Genomic DNA, 18,353 nt, shown 5'->3' with positions numbered 1-18,353 from the left:
AGTCTGAAATCCCCCTAAAATCCAATATTATGTGTGCTATAAATGGCTATACAATGTAATGATACGCTTTTCCATTTCGCTCCAGCTATAGTGGTCTTCATATAACAGTTTCATTTTACGAGAGATCTCTGGCCATTCTTTTTTGCGCTCAATTAACTTTTCAATAGCTTGTTGTAAACTATGTTGATTATAATCAATTAACTCTCCTAGATTATGTGCTGCTACTACTTCCGACATTCCAGTATTTTTCACCATAATTAAAGGTTTTCCGAGCATCAGTGCCTCATAAAATTTATTCGGTGCTGCATAATAGTGATTAGAAACTTCGGGGTCATAAATGGCAGTCATAATGTCACAACTATTTTCTAAAGCGAGTGTTTTGTCATACGGAATCTTCCCGTAATAGAGGATATTGTCATACTTTTGCGCGAGTTCGGCCAATCCGTCTGCATACTCGCCAAATCCGCCAATATGCAATTCATAGTTTCTATTTGCTTTTACTATTTCAACTAGTTCTTTAATAAGTCTTTCCTTGGCTAATATGCCAACATAGACTATTTTTACTTTATCTTTGTTCAACTGTACGTCATGATTTAACGGCATAGGAAGTGGCGTATTATAAATCACCTCTATTTTTTTGGGTGATGCATTCGCTATTTGACCTTTTCGTTTTTCTGTACAAATAATAACAGCATCCACACGATTCAACAGAGCGATATCTATCTTTTCAACAATCTTTCCTATCATTGCTGGCCCATGAAAGGGAGCAGTAATGGAATCAAACATATCATAAATAACTTTTTTACGGAGTAACTTCCCGCATATCGTGCCGATAAATGCTGTATCGAAGTCACAAGCGTGTATAATATCATAAGTATTTTTATGTTGAAGTAGCCATTGAAATAGTTTTATTTGAAATCGCAATAGTGGAAATAAATTTTTTTTAAATCCGCCACCAAAGGTAGCAGGGATGCCAAACCTTGTGATTTTAATGGGCTGTGTACGCTTTAGAAATTGTACTTTTTCCTTATATTTGCTATCTCTATCCCAAGCTACTATTTGTACATGCCAGTTATTTTTTATAAGGCTGTCCACTTCCTTTTCAACTCTAGGATCTGGAGATATTGGATTACTTCTCATAAAAACAACTCTCATCCCTACTGTCCCCTTATTTATTTAATCCCTTCTATCAGTCATGCATGTTTAATTTTTTGCTTATTTAAAATAATCTCCAACCTTTTTTTGTAAATTGATTGTCAGGTTCATATACGATGACAGGCTGATTATGGATGATTCGTGCATTATTGGCTAAAAAATCATCCACTGCATCTAATTGTTTGTGCTTTTCTAAAAAGCGAAGTCCTTTTTCAAATAACAATGGGCGTGTCGTAACATTATGCACATCCGAACCGTATGTATGAACGAGGTTCGAGCGAACTAATCTCAAAGAGAGCTGTTGAATGGATTTGCCAAAATGGCCAGCTAAACTGCCTGCGGTTATTTGTGCGAGTGCCCCCTCTCGTATAAGTTGCTCCAAGCAACTTGGATCTTCTGCTATGGCTGTATTGCGTTCTGGATGTGCAATGATTGGTGTAATACCCGCTGTCAATAAATTGTAAATTATTGTTCGTGTATATGTCGGTATGTAACCTGATGGAAGCTCTAATAATAAGTAATTCGAATCGGCTAATGTGTGCAACTGCCCGCTCTCTAACAACGCTAAAATATTCCCCGCCAGTCTCACCTCATGCCCAGGATAAAGTGTTAACGACATGTGTCGGTTGTCAATTTCCTGCTGTAATTTTATAATTTGTTCATTCACTTCATGAAAAGGAACATTATATAACGGGTGCAGAACATGTGATGTAGCTATCATAGCTGTAATGCCTTCTGCAATGGCTTGTTCAAATAATTGGAATGTCTCCTCTACTGTTTCTGGACCATCATCAACATTCACTAAAATATGGCTATGCATATCGACCATTACATTTCACTTCCCTATCTATACCCATATCCTAACGGTAATAGTGATCATAATATTCGCCTAGTGGTGTTTTATAATTATTTAAAACGACACCTAAAATATTCGCCTTTGACGCCTCAAGACTTAATTTTGCTTTTAGTACGCTTGTATTTTCCACTACACCACTATTGACAATTAATAGTGTGCCATGGCATTTATTAGCTAAAATTTGCGCATCCGTGACCGATAGCAATGGCGGAGCATCAAAAATAATGATGTCAAAATCTTTTATCAGTTGAACAATGACGCTATCCATCGTTTTAGAAGCTAAAAGTTCTGCTGGATTAGGAGGAATTGGTCCGCTTGTCATAACAAAAAGATTCGGAATCTCTGTACTGTTTAACACTTCTGCCATTTCATATTGTCTAGTCAGTAAATTTGATAGTCCCCTTATATTGGCTAAGCGAAATGTATAATGCATGGTTGGCTTACGTAAATCTGCATCAACAATTAATATCTTTTTTCCTTCTTGTGCAAAGACAACACCTAAATTAGCCACATTTGTGGACTTTCCTTCGCCCGGTGTGGCAGATGTCACTAAAATGGTTTTGATTTCTTGGTCGGGCATTGCAAAGGTAATGTTTGTTCGGATGGTACGAAATTGCTCAGAGACAAAGGAATGACTATTCGCAACTGTCACAAGCTTCCTGCCCATTTTGGCTAGTTTTTTTTTATTTGCTCTTTTATGTTGAAACATTGTTACTCCCTCCTTCTGTTATGAGATTTAATCATATATTTTTATAGGTTGCATCGTTTATTTTGCTAATGATACCCATAATCGGCAAGCCAATGATTTCTTCGATATCTTGCTCTGTCTTAACGGTTGTATCCAAGCATTCTAGTAATACAGCAAAGCCAGCGCTTACGATGAACCCTAGCATCGCAGCAGCCACAATATATAAATTTTTGTTTGGCGCCACTGGCTCAGGCTCGTCATCTAATGTCGCTACTGACAAAATATTAATATTATCTATCGTCATTAACACTTGAATCTCCTCTTGAAATACCCCAGCTACTGTATTGGCAATATTAACTGCCATATCAGCTTGCTTGTCTTGAACGGCAATATTCAAAACTTGAGAATTACTCGCACTCGATACAGTAATCTGTTCTTTTAATTTTTCTGGTGTACTATCTAAATGAAGCCGGCTAATCACTTTCGATAAAATAGCAGGGCTTTGAATAATGACATTATACGTATTAATTAAACGCAAATCCGTTTCCACCTGTTGTACACCTAAACGTGATTGTTGGTCGATATTTTTTTGATTTACTAACAGCTGCGTTTGTGCTTCATAAGTAGGCTTTATGATAAAAAAACTAAAGAACGCCGTGACTAATGCTAAAAAAAGTGCAAAGCTCATAATATACAGCAATTGCTTTCGTACTATTTTCACTACATCTTGCAAGGTGATAGTTTCTTGCAACGACCCTCACTCCTTGACATTACATATACTGGCGATTCTATATTTTTGTCAGTTCTTCTGGCATTTTTCACAAAAAGTTTTATAGTATATTATATTATTGATTGCCTTCTTTTATTCATCTTGAAAAAGAGCTAATACGAAGTGTTTCTTATATAAAATTGGACACAAAAAAAGTGTCCCCCTCTGTGGGAACACTGAACAATACAAGATGTTGTTGTGCATTTTTTACTTGAGCTAAATGTTAGCTCTTTTCAAAAAGGCACTGCTTGATGACTCATGTAAAAAGACCCCTCTTGCTTGTAGCCAAGAGGAGTCTTATATTTTATTATTTCGCGTACTCCACTGCACGTGTTTCGCGGATAACAGTTACTTTAATATGTCCTGGATAATCTAGTTCTTCTTCAATGCGCTTACGAATATCACGCGCAAGTCGATGAGAAGCTAAATCGTCAATTTTTTCTGGTTGAACAATAATACGGATTTCTCGCCCTGCTTGGATGGCATATGATTTTTCAACACCATCGTAACTTTCAGAAATCTCTTCTAATTTTTCTAGTCTGCGAATATAGTTTTCCAGTGTCTCACTTCGAGCACCAGGACGCGCTGCAGATAATGCATCAGCTGCAGCTACTAATACTGCAATGACAGATGTTGCTTCTGTATCACCATGGTGAGAAGCGATACTGTTAATAACAACAGGATGTTCTTTATATTTCGTTGCTAACTCCACGCCGATTTCAACATGGCTTCCTTCAACTTCGTGGTCGATTGCTTTCCCTATATCATGCAATAAGCCAGCACGACGAGCTAACGCTACGTCTTCACCAAGTTCAGCAGCTAGTAAGCCTGCTAAATATGCTACCTCCACCGAATGTTTTAGGACGTTTTGCCCGTAGCTTGTACGATATTTCATGCGGCCCAAAATCTTCATTAGGTCAGGGTGTAGATTGTGGATGCCGATTTCAAATGTCGTTTGTTCCCCTGTTTCACGAATTTGTTCATCTACCTCGCGACGAGATTTTTCAACCATTTCTTCGATGCGAGCAGGGTGAATACGACCATCCTGTACCAGCTTTTCAAGTGCAAGTCGAGCCGTTTCACGACGAATTGGATCAAAACCAGATAAAATAACAGCTTCTGGCGTATCATCGATAATTAAATCGATACCTGTTAACGTTTCGAGTGTACGGATATTTCGACCCTCTCTACCAATAATACGGCACTTCATTTCATCATTTGGCAAGTTCACAACAGAAACAGTTGTTTCTGCTACGTGATCTGCAGCAAAGCGTTGTAGTGCCAATGATAAAATTTCACGCGCCTTTTTATCAGATTCCTCTTTCACACGCGTTTCAGATTCCTTCGTCATCACTGCAATATCAGTTGCTAGCTCTTTTTCTACTTCACTTAAGATAATAGTCTTAGCTTCATCTCTTGTTAATGCAGAAATGCGCTCTAGCTCTGTTTTTTGCGCTGCAACGAGCTCGTCCACTTTGCTTTCCATCTGTTCAATATGCTGTTGTCTTTCAGCTAGAGCTTGTTCTTTACGCTCTAAGCCGGCTTCTCTCTTATTTAGAGCATCATCCTTGCGATCAAGATTCTCTTCTCTTTGCAATAAACGGTTCTCTTGTTTTTGAAGTTCTAAACGACGGTCACGAATGTCATTTTCGGCTTCAGTGCGAAATTTGTGAGTTTCATCTTTGGCTTCAAGTAGTGCTTCTTTCTTTAATGCCTCCGCTTCTCGTTTTCCTTCTTCAACGATTGTTTCAGCGACATGTTTAGCACCAGTGATTTTTGAGTCATTCACTTTTTTCATGTAGATATAGCTAACAGCGGCACCAACGATGAGTCCAAGCAAAGCGGAGATGATAGTAATTCCATCCATATGAACACCTCCTCTTGCTATTTGGGTAATACAGTTTCAGTCGGCGCATACAAAAATTGTACTGCCTATTTTAAAGTCATAATTCAGAAATTATACATATTTAATTGTATAGCTAGCCCCAAGCTCTGTCAAGGATAGACGGGCATCTGTTCGCCTATCTGAAAGAAAAAAAGTAAGTCATATCCATAAGGACTATAAATTTACTGTATCTTTTGTGCTAGATAAAATACCTATGCTCCTTAAAAATGAATTTATTTGGGACAAAGGTGTCAATACAATTATTACCACAATTACGTACATCTTAATACAATTATTTTCACTTTCTTTGACAAAACGAAGACTTCTTTCTTACTGGCTATACTTTAGCAGACGATCAAGCGCAATTCATGCCTATGAAACTACAATGAAAACAAAAAAATCGTCCTCACTCCATTAGAGTGAGAACGATATATTATTATTTGTCATCTTCAAGAAGAAGCATTAACTCTTCATCCATTTCCTCATCATCATGTGCAGCAATGGTATAAGATGATGCAGCTATGCCATAAGAAGAACGAATTTTATTTGCAATTTCTTCTAAAATAGCAGGGTTTTCTTTTAAATATTGTTTTGCGTTTTCACGTCCTTGGCCTATACGCTCATCACCATATGCATACCAAGATCCACTTTTTTGAACGATGTCTAATTCTACACCTAAATCCACCGTTTCGCCTTCTTTAGAAATCCCTTCACCATACATAATATCAACTTCAGCTGTACGGAATGGTGGCGCTACTTTATTTTTGACAATTTTAATTTTCGTACGGTTACCCATAATGTCATTACCTTGTTTGATTGCTTCAGCACGACGTACTTCTAAACGAACTGAGCTATAGAATTTTAGCGCACGACCACCAGGAGTTGTTTCTGGATTTCCGAACATAACACCAATTTTTTCACGAATTTGGTTAATGAAAATAGCGATTGTTTTAGACTTATTAATCGCACCTGAAAGCTTACGTAATGCTTGAGACATTAAACGAGCTTGTAAACCAACGTGCGAGTCACCCATATCGCCTTCGATTTCAGCTTTTGGTACAAGTGCTGCAACAGAGTCAATAACGATAATATCAATCGCCCCACTACGCACTAATGCTTCTGCAATTTCAAGCGCTTGCTCACCTGTATCTGGTTGTGATAGTAATAGTTCATCAATATTTACGCCTAATTTTTGAGCGTAAATTGGATCTAATGCATGTTCAGCATCGATAAATGCTGCTTGTCCGCCCTTAGCTTGTACTTCTGCAATCGCATGAAGCGCAACGGTCGTTTTACCTGATGATTCTGGACCATATACTTCAATAATACGTCCACGTGGATAGCCACCAACACCTAATGCTGCATCAAGCGCTAGCGAACCACTTGAAGATGTAGCAATTTCTAAATCTGTTTTTTCGCCTAGCTTCATGATAGAGCCTTTACCGAAATTCTTTTCAATTTGTTTTAACGCCTGTTCTAAGGCTGCTTTACGATCACTCATTGTTTTTCCTCCTTTGAAACTGTTCACTGTTTTTATCTATCTCTACTATACTTGTTTTTGAGAGAACACGCAAGAAAAAAGCGAACATTTATTCGATTTTTGTGCAAAATAAAAATTTGGATAAGTTTTTCCTACCCAAATTCCCATTTTGAACTATCATAATCAATGCTATTTTTAGTGTAATAGCTTCATAACCTGTACATGCATCTTACACTTTTAGAAGTGATAGACTTGTGAAGCAAGCTAAATACGTTTCTTGTAACCTCGTGCTTCCAATTGCTGCATTAAATAGTGACAAGTAAACTTCACGGCACGCAATCGGTTTGTATTGCGCATACCCGATAAGTGAAGTAAATACGTAATTGGCTCTTCGTCATCTATGGCAATACCAATCCATACCGTTCCTACTGGCTGATGGTCATGTGCTGTAGGACCAGCCGCACCTGTTAGTCCGATACCGATACTTGTACCAAATTTTTGACGTACTGCACTAGCCATTGCCGCAGCACATTCACTGCTCACAATACCGTGCGTATCTAGTAATTGTTGAGAAATGCCAAGCTGCTTTACCTTCGCATCTTCGGTATAGGTCACTAGTCCTCCAATAAGCACATTGCCTACACCTGGTATTTCAGCCAGCTCTGATTGAAATAAACCAGCTGTTAAACTTTCTGCCGCAGCAATCGTTAAATTATTGTCCTGCAACATTTCCACCGTTTTTGAGGCGAGTGAGTCATCATTTATGCCATATTGATAGTCGCCAACAATAGCACGAATTTCTGCCACTTTTGCAGCAATCAACTGGTGCGCGTCGTCCTCTGATTGGTATTCGCTGTTACGCGTAAAGTGACCTCTCCATCAGCTGCTAGCGGGGCAACCGTTGGATTGGTTTGTGTATCTAAAATATCCTGTACATGTACTTCTAACTCTGCTTCCCCAATACCATAAAAACGCATTACGTGAGACACAATTACTCCGCCATCATTAAGCATTTTACCAAGCTTTGGCTTCGCTTCAAATTGGAACATCGGCTCTAATTCTTTTGGAGGGCCAGGAAGTAAAATATAAGTGCAATTATCTTTTGTTAAAATCATTCCTGGTGCCATACCATGATGATTAGCAAGCACCTCACTACCTGCTAATATTAGCGCCTGCTTGCGATTATTGTCCGTCATTGAACGGCCTAGTTTAGCAAAAAACTCCTCAATATATGTCAATGCAACTTGATCGAATACAAGGTCTACTCCAAGATGGCGAGCAATCGTCTCCTTCGTCAAATCATCCTTTGTTGGACCTAAGCCTCCTGAAAAAATAATGAGATTAGCGCGCGATTCCGCAATGCTAATTGCTTCTTCTAACCGTTTTGAATTGTCACCAACAACGGTATGATAAAACACATTAATTCCTAACTCAGATAGCTGATTTGAAATAAATTTTGCATTTGTATTTGTAATCTGTCCAAGTAATAACTCTGAGCCAACTGCAAGGATTTCAGCATTCATAATCCACAAGACCTTTCTTATTTAGACTCAAGTAACACACGTCGATTTAGATAGAAATAATCCCATCCAGACCATAGTGTAAAGAATAATGCAATATATAGCATTATTTTATCAAATGGGATACCGAAATACACAAATATTGTATTGTGTAAAAGGGCTGCTGCAATCGCAACAATTTGTGCCCATGTTTTGATCTTGCCAAGCTGATTGGCTGCTACCACTTCTCCACCGCCTGCAAGAATTAAACGTAAGCCAGTTACAGCAAATTCGCGGCTAATAATAACAATAATAATCCAAGCTGGTGCCATACCAAGCTCTACCATTAGAATAAACGCTGCAGAAACAAGTAACTTATCTGCTAATGGGTCTAAAAATTTACCAAACGTTGTTACAAGATTATACTTTCTCGCATAGTAACCATCTACCCAATCCGTAGTCGATGCAATAATAAAAATAAGAGCTCCCACAAAATGATGGACTGGCATCTCTGCACTAAATAAGGTCATTGTTCCCCAGCCGAAATCAAACATCATAACAATGACAAAAAACGGAATAAGTAAGATACGTGAAATGGTAATTTTATTTGGAATGTTCATTTTACTAACACCTTTCATGATGAAAGAAAGTAGTCATCATAGGATGACTACTGTTCTTTATTGAAATTGACGACAATATTTTGCGTTACGATTTGCTGTGCATACGTTAAAAGCTCGTCATTAATATAGACCTTAGCTTGCGTAGAATTACCTAAACGAATACGTGCATAGCTTTGTGCTGTTGCATCAAACTCTACAATTTCCCCCGCTTTATACACACGCGTATCAGTCAGTAATTCTTGCTGCTGTTGGTTACGAATACCAATAAATGTAGGTCCTGATACTTCAATCCGTATTTTAAATGTATCAGTACCCGTTAAAGTGTAAGATGTTGTAGCGCCATCTGCTTCGATTGTACCTGCTGAAATCGTTTGCTTAACCTCTTCGGTTTTACTATCATCTGGTGTTACATCTTCTGTCTGCTCTTTTTCTGTATTAGCTTGAGCTTTTTTATCTTCTTCCTCTTTATCTTTTTCATTATCTATTGGTTTTGGTTTTTTATCGTACTCCATTACTGGTGGTGTATCATTACTTTCACCCGTTCCTGAGTTGCTTCTATTTTGAAATAGAACCCAAATTGCAACGATAATAACAATAATAAATAAAGCGACAATGACTTTCGGCATAGCCTCCATCATTTTATTCGAAGAGGTTTTTGAAACCTTTCTTCTAGTTGAAGTTTGAGTCAATGATTGGCTAACTTGGTCGTTCGGTGTCCCTGGCAATTCGCTTTTAAATGTCTCTAAAATTTCCTCTGGATTTAACCCAACAGCCTCTGCATATTGTTTAATAAAAGCTCGTACATAAAACGAACCTGGCATAATTGAATAATTGCCTTCTTCAATACCTACTAAATAACGTTTTTGAATTTTCGTTATTTCTTGTAAATCGTCTAAGCTGTAGCCTTTAGACAGTCTCGCCTCTTTCAGTCGAGTCCCTAATTCCGCCACTAATAACACCTACTTTAATATCAAATTAAAAATTAAATCCTCCAAATGAATCGGATTCGGACATCATATGATTTTTTTCCATTATTTCATAAGTAATTTCTTCATCTGGGTGATGCCGTAGTTCAATGATATAATCAAAATCCTCAATCTTATATTCAGAATGCTGAACAAACATATCTGGATGCTCTACAACTTTAATCGAAGGCATATTCATCATTTCACGCACTAATTGCAAATGTCGCTCATCAGCGGAACGACGTGTTACAATGCCGTCCAGTATAAAAATATTATTGTCACTGAATTCATCGCCTGCAAGCTTATTACGAATAGTTTGTTTAATCATTGTAGATGATAAAAAAATCCACTTTTTATTGGCACAAACACTTGCCGCAACAATAGATTCCGTTTTACCAACCCGAGGCATCCCACGTATCCCAATGAGTTTATGACCTTCCTTTTTAAAGAGTTCTGCCATAAAATCCACTAAAATACCTAGTTCATCTCGGACGAAGCGAAAAGTATTTTTTTCATCTGCATCTCGAGGAATATAATGACCATGCCTAATAGCTAAACGATCACGGAGTTTTGGTTGTCGAAATTTAGTAACGTGGATATGTTCCATTGTCGAAACAATTGTACGAAAACGCTCAATTGCTTCATCATTGTCTGTATGCACTAGCATACCACGCCGGTCTTCATCGACACCATTTATTGATATAATATTGACACGAAGCATCCCTAAAAGTGAAGCAATATCTCCTAATAATCCAGGGCGATTCACCTGAATTTCATATTCAAAGTACCAATCGCTCAAACACACTCGTTCCCTTCCTATTAGTTAACGTAAAAAATCTTTTATAAGTTCCATCATAGCTGATTTTTTATGTAATGGAAAGTTAGAATACATGGAATTATAGCGTTATTTTTAAATTCTTACTAAAATTTATTGTCCCACCGGAAATAGACTTACATACGTTCCCTTTTCCACGCAAATATCGATTTTTAATATAGAAAAAAGAGGAGAGTAGCTCTCCTCTTTTTTTACTGTACATGTTTATTTTGCACAAGTTTTACGACACAATTCGCCAACGCTTGCTTTTCATCATCAGAGGCAACGCCCCATAAATCCGACAGCACTCGTTCTTGTTCATTTTTAGGGTCGATATTTGTCGCCAAATATTCGCCAATTTGTACAGCAGCTTGTTGAATCATTTTCTTTGGCATACCGCTTGATTCAGCCTGCATAACATTTTGTCCTAAAAAAGATGTCCATTTTTGCCAGTTTTCTAAAATGGTCATATGTTTCCTCCTCCTTTACACATGTAGTATGTGCAAAAAGAAGAGATATTATATGTACCAACCACCATTTAATCGAATTATTTGTCCTGTCACATAATTTGCTTTTCCTGACAGATAAAAACGAACCATTTCAGCTACATCTGTTGTATGACCGACTGAACCTAATGGAATATCTTCTAAAATGTACTGTAGTTCTTCATTACTTAAATGATTATTCATCGAAGTATTGATAAAGCCTGGGGCAATTGCATTAACACGAATACCAGATAATGCAGCCTCTTTGGCATAGGATTTCACAAAAGCATGCTGTGCACCTTTTACCGTTGCGTAAAGTGCTTCTCCAGCAGATCCTGCTTCGCCCCAAATAGAACCGATAAAAAGCACATAACTGACATCATGAGTACGTAGTTTTGAAGATAATAAAGCTGTTAATTGCATCGGGTTTTGCACATGAACACGCCATAATGCATCCATTTCCTCCGCTGTTGTATCCTCCAACAAGGCATAATGTGCTTGCCCGTTCGCAAAAACAATTGCTTGGACACTAAATACTTGTGAAGCCAATTTTTGCGCTGCTTGTATATTTGTAAAATCTCCTTGTACAAGCATAAATTCCTGCGCTGGAAAATCGCCTGCGAGCGTATCACATAAAACTTGTGCCATTTGCTTGTTATGGGCATAATGCACGTAGAGAGACCAGCCGTCTTGTGCCAAACTTCGACAAATAGCACGACCGATCTCACCCGATGCACCTACTATTAGGGCAAATTTTTTCATTATGCGCCCTTTTCTGTTGGTAACACTTTGAATACAGTTTGTTGAGATTCACCTTGGATAGAAGCAAACGCTTTAGTTAAATCTTCAATTGTTAATTCTTCTAAGACAGGGACAACGTCGAATAAATTCATATCATTAAAAGAATAACGTGTAAATTGATTCGCGATAAATTCGATTGAATTTAATGCACGTAAGAAAAAGCCGATTTTTTTACGCTTGATGCGTTCTAAATCTGCACTGGCAAATTGCGCACCTTTTTCGTATTTTTCTAATTCAGCTTTAATGGCTTTTGCTAATGCATCAGGTTCTGTAGAATCAGAGCCAATCAACGCAAAGCCAAAACCTTTTTCTAACGTAAAGTCAAACGCATAGGATTCATCAATCAAGCCTTCATCATAAACGCGTTCATAAAAGCTTGAAGTTCGCCCAAAAATAAGCTCTAATGCAATTTGTACGGATAGCTCATGTTTTAACATTTCTCGGCCAGACAAATTCGTGTCTTTCGCTTTTAAGCCCATGTAGACCTTTGGTTTTTGCACATCCATGTGCAATGTGCGTTCTTTTACAGCAACATCCGTTGGCTCTTCCTCAAAGAAACGCTGAATTGGTGTAGGCTCTGGGAACTCTTTTTTGCCTTGATTTTCACGTATAAATGCCATCATTTCTTCAGGCTCCACGGCACCAATAGCAAATAATAGCATATTAGATGGATGATAAAACGTATTGTAACACGTATATAGATGGTCAGCTGTAATGCCGTCAATTGATTCAATTGTCCCCGCAATATCAATTTTCACTGGGTGAGTATGATACATATTTTCAATTGTGCCAAAGTATAGGCGCCAATCTGGTTGGTCATCATACATTGTAATTTCCTGACCAATGATCCCTTTTTCTTTATTAACCGTAGCCTCTGTAAAGTATGGCTCTTGAACAAAATTCAATAAAGTTTCAGTGCTTTTATAAATATTATCTGTTGATGAAAATAAATACGCAGTCCGTGTGAAAGAAGTAAAAGCATTGGCTGAAGCACCATATTCGCTAAATTTTTGGAACACATCGCCATCTTCTTTTTCAAACATCTTATGCTCTAAAAAGTGGGCAATACCATCCGGTACTGTAATGCTTTGCGATTCTCCAAGCGGTACAAATGTGCGGTCAACAGAACCGTACTTCGTTGTGAACGTTACAAACGTTTTTGAGAATCCTTTTTTTGGTAAAATATAGACATCCAAGCCATTCTCTAGTTTTTCATAGTATAGTGTTTCATCTAATTGTTTGAATTCAATTGTTTTCATTGTGCGGTTTGCTCCTTTCCACTTAAGAAATAGACCGCTTCTAACTTCACTTGTTTCGCCATGTCGACAACATCTTCTTTTGTCACAGCTTGCCACTTCGTTGCCCAAGCTTCGACAGAAAATTCCTCTGGTAAATCTTTGTATTGGTCAAAAATTTCAATTTGACCACGCGCAGAATCAAGCGATTCCTTTAACTGATTTGTCAGCATCGCTTTCGTTTGGTCTAATTCTAAATCGGTAATATTCCCTGCTTGTATTGCCACAAGTTGTTCTTTAATCAAATTTAGTGCTTTTTCTTCATTTTTCGCCTCAATGCCAGACACCACAAATAATAAGCCATAATGTGATGCATATGAGCTAGAAGCATAGTAGGTCAAACTTTCTTTTTCACGAACATTCATAAATAATTTGGCATGTGGATAACCACCGAAAACACCATTAAAGATTTGCATTTTAGCAAAATCTGCATCACCAAATCGCACTGGTGTACTAAAGCCAATATGCAGTTTCCCTTGCTTCATTTCCTGTTGTTCGCGTACATAATCATTTTGTGGGTGTTTCTGAGGCACAACAGTTGGAATTTCTTCTGGTACACGATCTTTAAAAGGCAGTGCCTTTTTAAGTTTTGCAACAAGCTCATCTTCATTGATATCGCCTGCAACATAAATATCGATTTTGTCAGTAGTTAGCATTGATTCGTACGCTGCCACTAAAGATGCTGGAGTAATACTTTGGATGTCTTCCACTGTCCCATTTGCTGAAATAGAGGCAGGCTCATTTGGACGTAAAATTTCTTGAAGACGCATCTGTGCAAAGCGAGACTTATCATCAAAAATAGATTCAATACGTTGAATGACCATTTTCTTTTCGCGTTCTACAATGGATTCCTTAAATATACCGTTTTCTAAATTCGGCTCAAAAATTGCTGTATGCATGATGCCTAGCACATCGTTTAATACACTTGTATTCGCCAAATATTGATCGTTTACGGTTTCAACATTCATCAATACCGTATGCTCGTTACCACGCTTTGATGTATCAAAATACAACACTGTTCCGTATAGGTCATCTAAAAAACTACGAAAAGCAGCAGTTGTTGTATATTTTGCATTGCTATGTTGCAATACATTGGTTAACACCGTACGTTCAGACGCACTTTTGGCTGTTAATGCTCTTCTCCATTTTATCGAGAAATTTACTGTTTTAAATTGGGTCGTTTGTCGGATATGCAAATTGACACCTTTTGCAAAAGGTATTGTTTTAAACATATGAAACCCTCCTATCTTTCTTAATATAACAATGTACTACAAATACTATACATGTCTATTGTCTATAATTGCAAAAAGAATCCAAAGTATGTATGTGGAAAGGTAAAATAATTTACTGCATAAGGCAAAAGACTGGGCATGGTTTGCCCAGTCTTTTTATTCGCTTCATTTCTTTCCAACCTCGTCCAGTCATTCAACGAATAAAACCTGTTGCCTGATACTTATCGTTTGCCTTTAATGTAAGGTTGACCACTTGCTTTTGGTGCATTTGCTTTCCCAATAAATCCGGCTAACGCAAAAATCGTTAATACATAAGGTAAAATTTGTAGATATACTGCTGGAATATCTTGCACATACGGAATTTGATTCCCTGCAATACTTAATGTTTGGGCTAAACCAAAGAATAACGCTGCCCCAAGCGCTCCGATTGGATGCCATTTACCAAAAATCATCGCCGCAAGTGCCATGAACCCTTGCCCAGCAATCGTTGCATGTGAGAAATTCCCTGTAATTGTTTGTGCATAAACCGCACCACCCAGACCACCAAGTGCACCTGAAATAACAACAGCAATATAGCGCATTTTATTAACTTTTACACCCATTGTATCAGCTGCCATTGGGTGTTCTCCTACTGCACGTAAACGTAAACCAAACGGTGTTTTATAAATGATAAACCAAGCACCTATTGCCACAGCAAAGGCTAAAATCGAAGTGCTATATACGTTATGGAATAATAATGGTCCAAAGAACGGAATATCCTCTAAGTAAGGAACAGCAAAACGACGAATTGGTTGTTCAATCATATCTGTCTGACCTTTATCATAAATCATTTTCACTAAGAATACTGTAACCGCTAAACCAAGTAAGTTAATAGCTACCCCTGAAACCGTTTGATCGGCACGGAATGAAATCGCTGCGACGGCATGTAGCAAGGAGAAAATTCCTCCGATAACCACTGCTGCAAGCATTGCCACCCATACTGTTGCGGAACCTAATTGTGATGCATACTCTAAATTGACAAAAATACCAACAAATGCGCCGACAATCATTAAACCTTCTAGCCCGATGTTAACAACACCTGAACGTTCAGAGAATACACCACCGATTGCAGTGAAAATTAATGGTGTCGCATAAAGGATTGCAGAAGGGATGATGAAATATAACATTTCTAAAAAGCTCATGTTATTGTCCCTCCTTTTTCTTACTTAACTTTTGTAATCCTACTCGAATAACGTAGCCTGAAGCTACAAAGAAAATAATCAAGGCGATAATAATTGATACGATTTCCTCTGGAATACCTGCAGCATTCGGCATATTAAGCGCACCATATTTTAACGAGCCAAATAAAGAAGCCCCGAATACTACGCCAAGAGGTGTATTTGCCCCAAGTAAGGCAACAGCGATACCATCAAAACCAATCCCTGTGAAGCCAGCTTTAATGGATGCATTTTGGAAAGTACCAAGTGCCTCCATGGCACCACCAAGACCAGCAAACATACCTGAAATCGTCATAGCTAATATAACGTTTTTATTGACACTCATACCAGCATATTCAGCCGCATGTTGGTTAAAACCAACTGCTTTTAACTCATAACCACGCGTTGTTTTTTCTAAAATAAACCACATTACCATTACCATCAGAAGTGCAATCAGAATCCCATAGTGAAGACTTGAGTTGTCTGTTAGCTCTCTTAAAAACGGAGAACGTAATGAAGCCGATTCAAGAACACGTTCTGTTTTAAAGCTACCATCTGACAATTTTTTTATAACAGCGTTCGCAATATAAAGCGCTGTGTAGTTTAACATAATTGTCGCAATTACTTCATGAACTTTAAATTTCGCTTTTAAGAAACCTGCAATAAAGAAATTAAATGCACCTGCTGCTGCAGCAAGTAATGCCAATGGCAAGTGAATAATTTTTGGTAGTTCAAAAGCATAGCCAACCCATGCTGCTGCAAGCCAACCTAAAATTAACTGACCTTCAACCCCGATGTTGAATAAGCCAGTACGGAAAGCAAATGCTACCGCTAGACCTGCTAAAATATACGGTGTTATTTGACGAATTGTGTTCCCGATTGAATATGAATCTCCAAAAATACCTGTCCAAAGAGCACTATACCCTTGGATTGGGTCATAGCCGCTGACTACCATTACGATAGCACCAACAATTAAACCGATAATGATTGAGATGATAGGAACGAGTATATTAATGACACGATTTGACATTAGTCGTTCCCCTCCTTCGCTATATTTGTGCTATTTTTTTTACTTTGTCCCGCCATTAATAGACCAAGCTCTTGCTCTGTTGTTTCTTTTGGATTTAACTCATCCACAATTTGACCGTCATAAATAACAGCGATTCGGTCTGAAACATTCATTACTTCATCTAATTCAAATGAAATTAATAATACGGCTTTCCCTTTATCACGCTGCTCGATTAGTCTAGAGTGAATAAATTCAATTGCCCCTACGTCTAGCCCACGTGTCGGAAGTGCTGCAATCAGTAGATCCGGATCTCGGTCAATTTCACGACCAATAATCGCTTTTTGCTGGTTACCACCCGAAAGAGCTCGTGCAGGCGTCATCTCGCCATTCCCTGTACGCACATCATATTCTTGAATAACTTGTTTCGCTTTTTCCGATACCTTTTTATAATCCATTACAAAGCCTTTAGCAATCGGTGGTTGATAATATGTTTGGAGTGCAATATTGTGACCGATTGGGAAATCTAACACTAGTCCATGCTTATGACGGTCTTGTGGAATATGCCCTACACCTTGTTCTGTAATTTTACGTGGTTTCATGTTCGTTACATCTTTGCCGTTAAGCTTTACCGTACCGCTTTTCACTTTACGTAAACCCGTAATTGCCTCGATTAACTCTGATTGACCATTACCATCAATACCAGCAATCCCGACAATTTCACCTTTGCGAACATTAAGGTTAAGACCTTTTACTTTATCGATATTACGGTAGTCTGTTACGACTAACTTCTCAATCGTTAGTACTTCCTCGGTTGGATTAGCATCTATTTTTTCTGTTTTAAACTCAACCTGACGACCAACCATTAATTCTGCTAATTGGTCAGGGTTTGTTTCAGCCGTTACAACTGTACCAATCCCTTCACGAATAATTGTCACTCGATCAGATACATCCATAATTTCTTTCAGCTTATGTGTAATTAAAATAATCGATTTACCTTCAGCGATTAATCGGCGCATAATTTGAATAAGCTCTGTAATTTCTTGTGGCGTTAAAGAAGCAGTCGGTTCATCAAAAATTAAAATTTCTGCGCCACGATATAGCGTTTTTAAAATCTCAACACGTTGCTGCATTCCTACAGTGATGTCTTCGATTTTTGCATTTGGATCTACATCGAGCCCATACTTCTCAGAAAGCGCTTGCACCTTTTTCGCTGCATCTTTAATATGGACTACACCCATTCTTGTAGGTTCTGAACCTAAAATAATGTTTTCTGTTACTGTAAAGTTTTCCACCAACATAAAGTGTTGATGCACCATGCCAATTCCCAAATCATTGGCAACATTCGGGTTTGTAATTTTAACAGCTTTCCCACGAACACGAATTTCTCCACCCTCTGGCTGATACAGACCGAAAAGGACGTTCATTAAAGTCGATTTACCTGCACCATTTTCTCCTAGCAGTGCATGAATCTCGCCTTTTTTTAGTTGGAGGGTGATGTTATTATTTGCTACGAATCCACCAAACTCTTTGCGGATTCCAAGCATCTCAATCACGTATTCCAATATTGTCACTCCCTTATTAGGCAATTTTCTCTAAAATAATTT

At 38.1% G+C, this 18,353-nt stretch carries 16 protein-coding genes and 1 pseudogene; all 17 read right to left on the bottom strand.

Annotated features, from left to right (window positions below):
- Window positions 1-36: 36 nt before the first annotated feature.
- The 17 genes and pseudogenes from LO754_RS05220 to LO754_RS05140 all read right to left on the bottom strand — a co-directional run bounded on the left by LO754_RS05220 (window position 37) and on the right by LO754_RS05140 (window position 18,311).
- On the bottom strand, window positions 37-1,155 hold the full coding sequence (locus LO754_RS05220; RefSeq protein WP_024361957.1) for a glycosyltransferase family 4 protein: 1,119 nt from the start codon (window positions 1,153-1,155) through the stop codon (window positions 37-39).
- Window positions 1,156-1,219: 64 nt separating this feature from the next.
- Window positions 1,220-1,984: a tyrosine-protein phosphatase gene (locus tag LO754_RS05215; protein ID WP_231785717.1), complete on the bottom strand. Its 765-nt coding sequence runs from the start codon at window positions 1,982-1,984 to the stop codon at window positions 1,220-1,222.
- A 31-nt stretch (window positions 1,985-2,015) separates the two neighbouring features.
- Entirely contained in the window at window positions 2,016-2,720 is a 705-nt protein-coding gene (locus LO754_RS05210; protein ID WP_108029533.1) for a CpsD/CapB family tyrosine-protein kinase, read from the bottom strand.
- A gap of 31 nt (window positions 2,721-2,751) precedes the next feature.
- Complete coding sequence (locus tag LO754_RS05205; RefSeq protein WP_231785716.1) at window positions 2,752-3,450, bottom strand: Wzz/FepE/Etk N-terminal domain-containing protein; 699 nt, start codon at window positions 3,448-3,450, stop codon at window positions 2,752-2,754.
- A gap of 325 nt (window positions 3,451-3,775) precedes the next feature.
- A complete protein-coding gene (rny, locus tag LO754_RS05200; RefSeq protein ID WP_231785715.1) occupies window positions 3,776-5,335 on the bottom strand; it encodes a ribonuclease Y in 1,560 nt (519 codons plus the stop codon).
- A gap of 454 nt (window positions 5,336-5,789) precedes the next feature.
- On the bottom strand, window positions 5,790-6,854 hold the full coding sequence (gene recA / locus LO754_RS05195) for a recombinase RecA (protein WP_231785714.1): 1,065 nt from the start codon (window positions 6,852-6,854) through the stop codon (window positions 5,790-5,792).
- 243 nt (window positions 6,855-7,097) lie between these two features.
- Window positions 7,098-8,356, bottom strand: a pseudogene (locus LO754_RS05190) (competence/damage-inducible protein A).
- A gap of 17 nt (window positions 8,357-8,373) precedes the next feature.
- Window positions 8,374-8,952 carry a CDP-diacylglycerol--glycerol-3-phosphate 3-phosphatidyltransferase gene (gene pgsA, locus LO754_RS05185; RefSeq protein ID WP_024361963.1) on the bottom strand — a complete coding sequence of 193 codons (579 nt, stop codon included), beginning with the start codon at window positions 8,950-8,952 and terminating at the stop codon, window positions 8,374-8,376.
- 47 nt (window positions 8,953-8,999) lie between these two features.
- On the bottom strand, window positions 9,000-9,911 hold the full coding sequence (locus LO754_RS05180; RefSeq protein ID WP_174412969.1) for a helix-turn-helix domain-containing protein: 912 nt from the start codon (window positions 9,909-9,911) through the stop codon (window positions 9,000-9,002).
- Window positions 9,912-9,927: 16 nt separating this feature from the next.
- Window positions 9,928-10,716, bottom strand: a complete 789-nt coding sequence (locus tag LO754_RS05175; protein ID WP_024361965.1) for a DUF3388 domain-containing protein — start codon at window positions 10,714-10,716, stop codon at window positions 9,928-9,930.
- A gap of 227 nt (window positions 10,717-10,943) precedes the next feature.
- Window positions 10,944-11,201 carry a DUF3243 domain-containing protein gene (locus tag LO754_RS05170; RefSeq protein WP_024361966.1) on the bottom strand — a complete coding sequence of 86 codons (258 nt, stop codon included), beginning with the start codon at window positions 11,199-11,201 and terminating at the stop codon, window positions 10,944-10,946.
- A 48-nt stretch (window positions 11,202-11,249) separates the two neighbouring features.
- A complete protein-coding gene (gene ymfI / locus LO754_RS05165; RefSeq protein WP_025218820.1) occupies window positions 11,250-11,978 on the bottom strand; it encodes an elongation factor P 5-aminopentanone reductase in 729 nt (242 codons plus the stop codon).
- Complete coding sequence (yfmH, locus tag LO754_RS05160; RefSeq protein ID WP_024361968.1) at window positions 11,978-13,276, bottom strand: EF-P 5-aminopentanol modification-associated protein YfmH; 1,299 nt, start codon at window positions 13,274-13,276, stop codon at window positions 11,978-11,980. The genes ymfI and yfmH overlap by 1 nt, the downstream gene beginning before the upstream one ends.
- Entirely contained in the window at window positions 13,273-14,544 is a 1,272-nt protein-coding gene (gene yfmF, locus LO754_RS05155; protein WP_231785713.1) for an EF-P 5-aminopentanol modification-associated protein YfmF, read from the bottom strand. Before yfmF ends, yfmH begins: the two co-directional genes overlap by 4 nt.
- A gap of 221 nt (window positions 14,545-14,765) precedes the next feature.
- Window positions 14,766-15,725 (bottom strand): ABC transporter permease, encoded by a 960-nt coding sequence (locus LO754_RS05150; RefSeq protein WP_024361970.1) that lies wholly within the window; start codon window positions 15,723-15,725, stop codon window positions 14,766-14,768.
- Window position 15,726: 1 nt separating this feature from the next.
- Window positions 15,727-16,770, bottom strand: a complete 1,044-nt coding sequence (locus LO754_RS05145) for an ABC transporter permease (RefSeq protein ID WP_231785712.1) — start codon at window positions 16,768-16,770, stop codon at window positions 15,727-15,729.
- On the bottom strand, window positions 16,770-18,311 hold the full coding sequence (locus LO754_RS05140) for an ABC transporter ATP-binding protein (RefSeq protein ID WP_231785711.1): 1,542 nt from the start codon (window positions 18,309-18,311) through the stop codon (window positions 16,770-16,772). Before LO754_RS05140 ends, LO754_RS05145 begins: the two co-directional genes overlap by 1 nt.
- Window positions 18,312-18,353 lie beyond the last annotated feature (42 nt).

Origin of the sequence: Lysinibacillus sp. GJ-1 (genome assembly GCF_021166035.1) — a bacterium.
In the GTDB taxonomy this organism is placed as follows: Bacteria; Bacillota; Bacilli; order Bacillales_A; family Planococcaceae; genus Lysinibacillus; species Lysinibacillus sphaericus.
The sequence above is the reverse complement of the archived record's forward strand: the minus strand, read 5'-3'. Positions and strand labels throughout refer to the sequence as shown.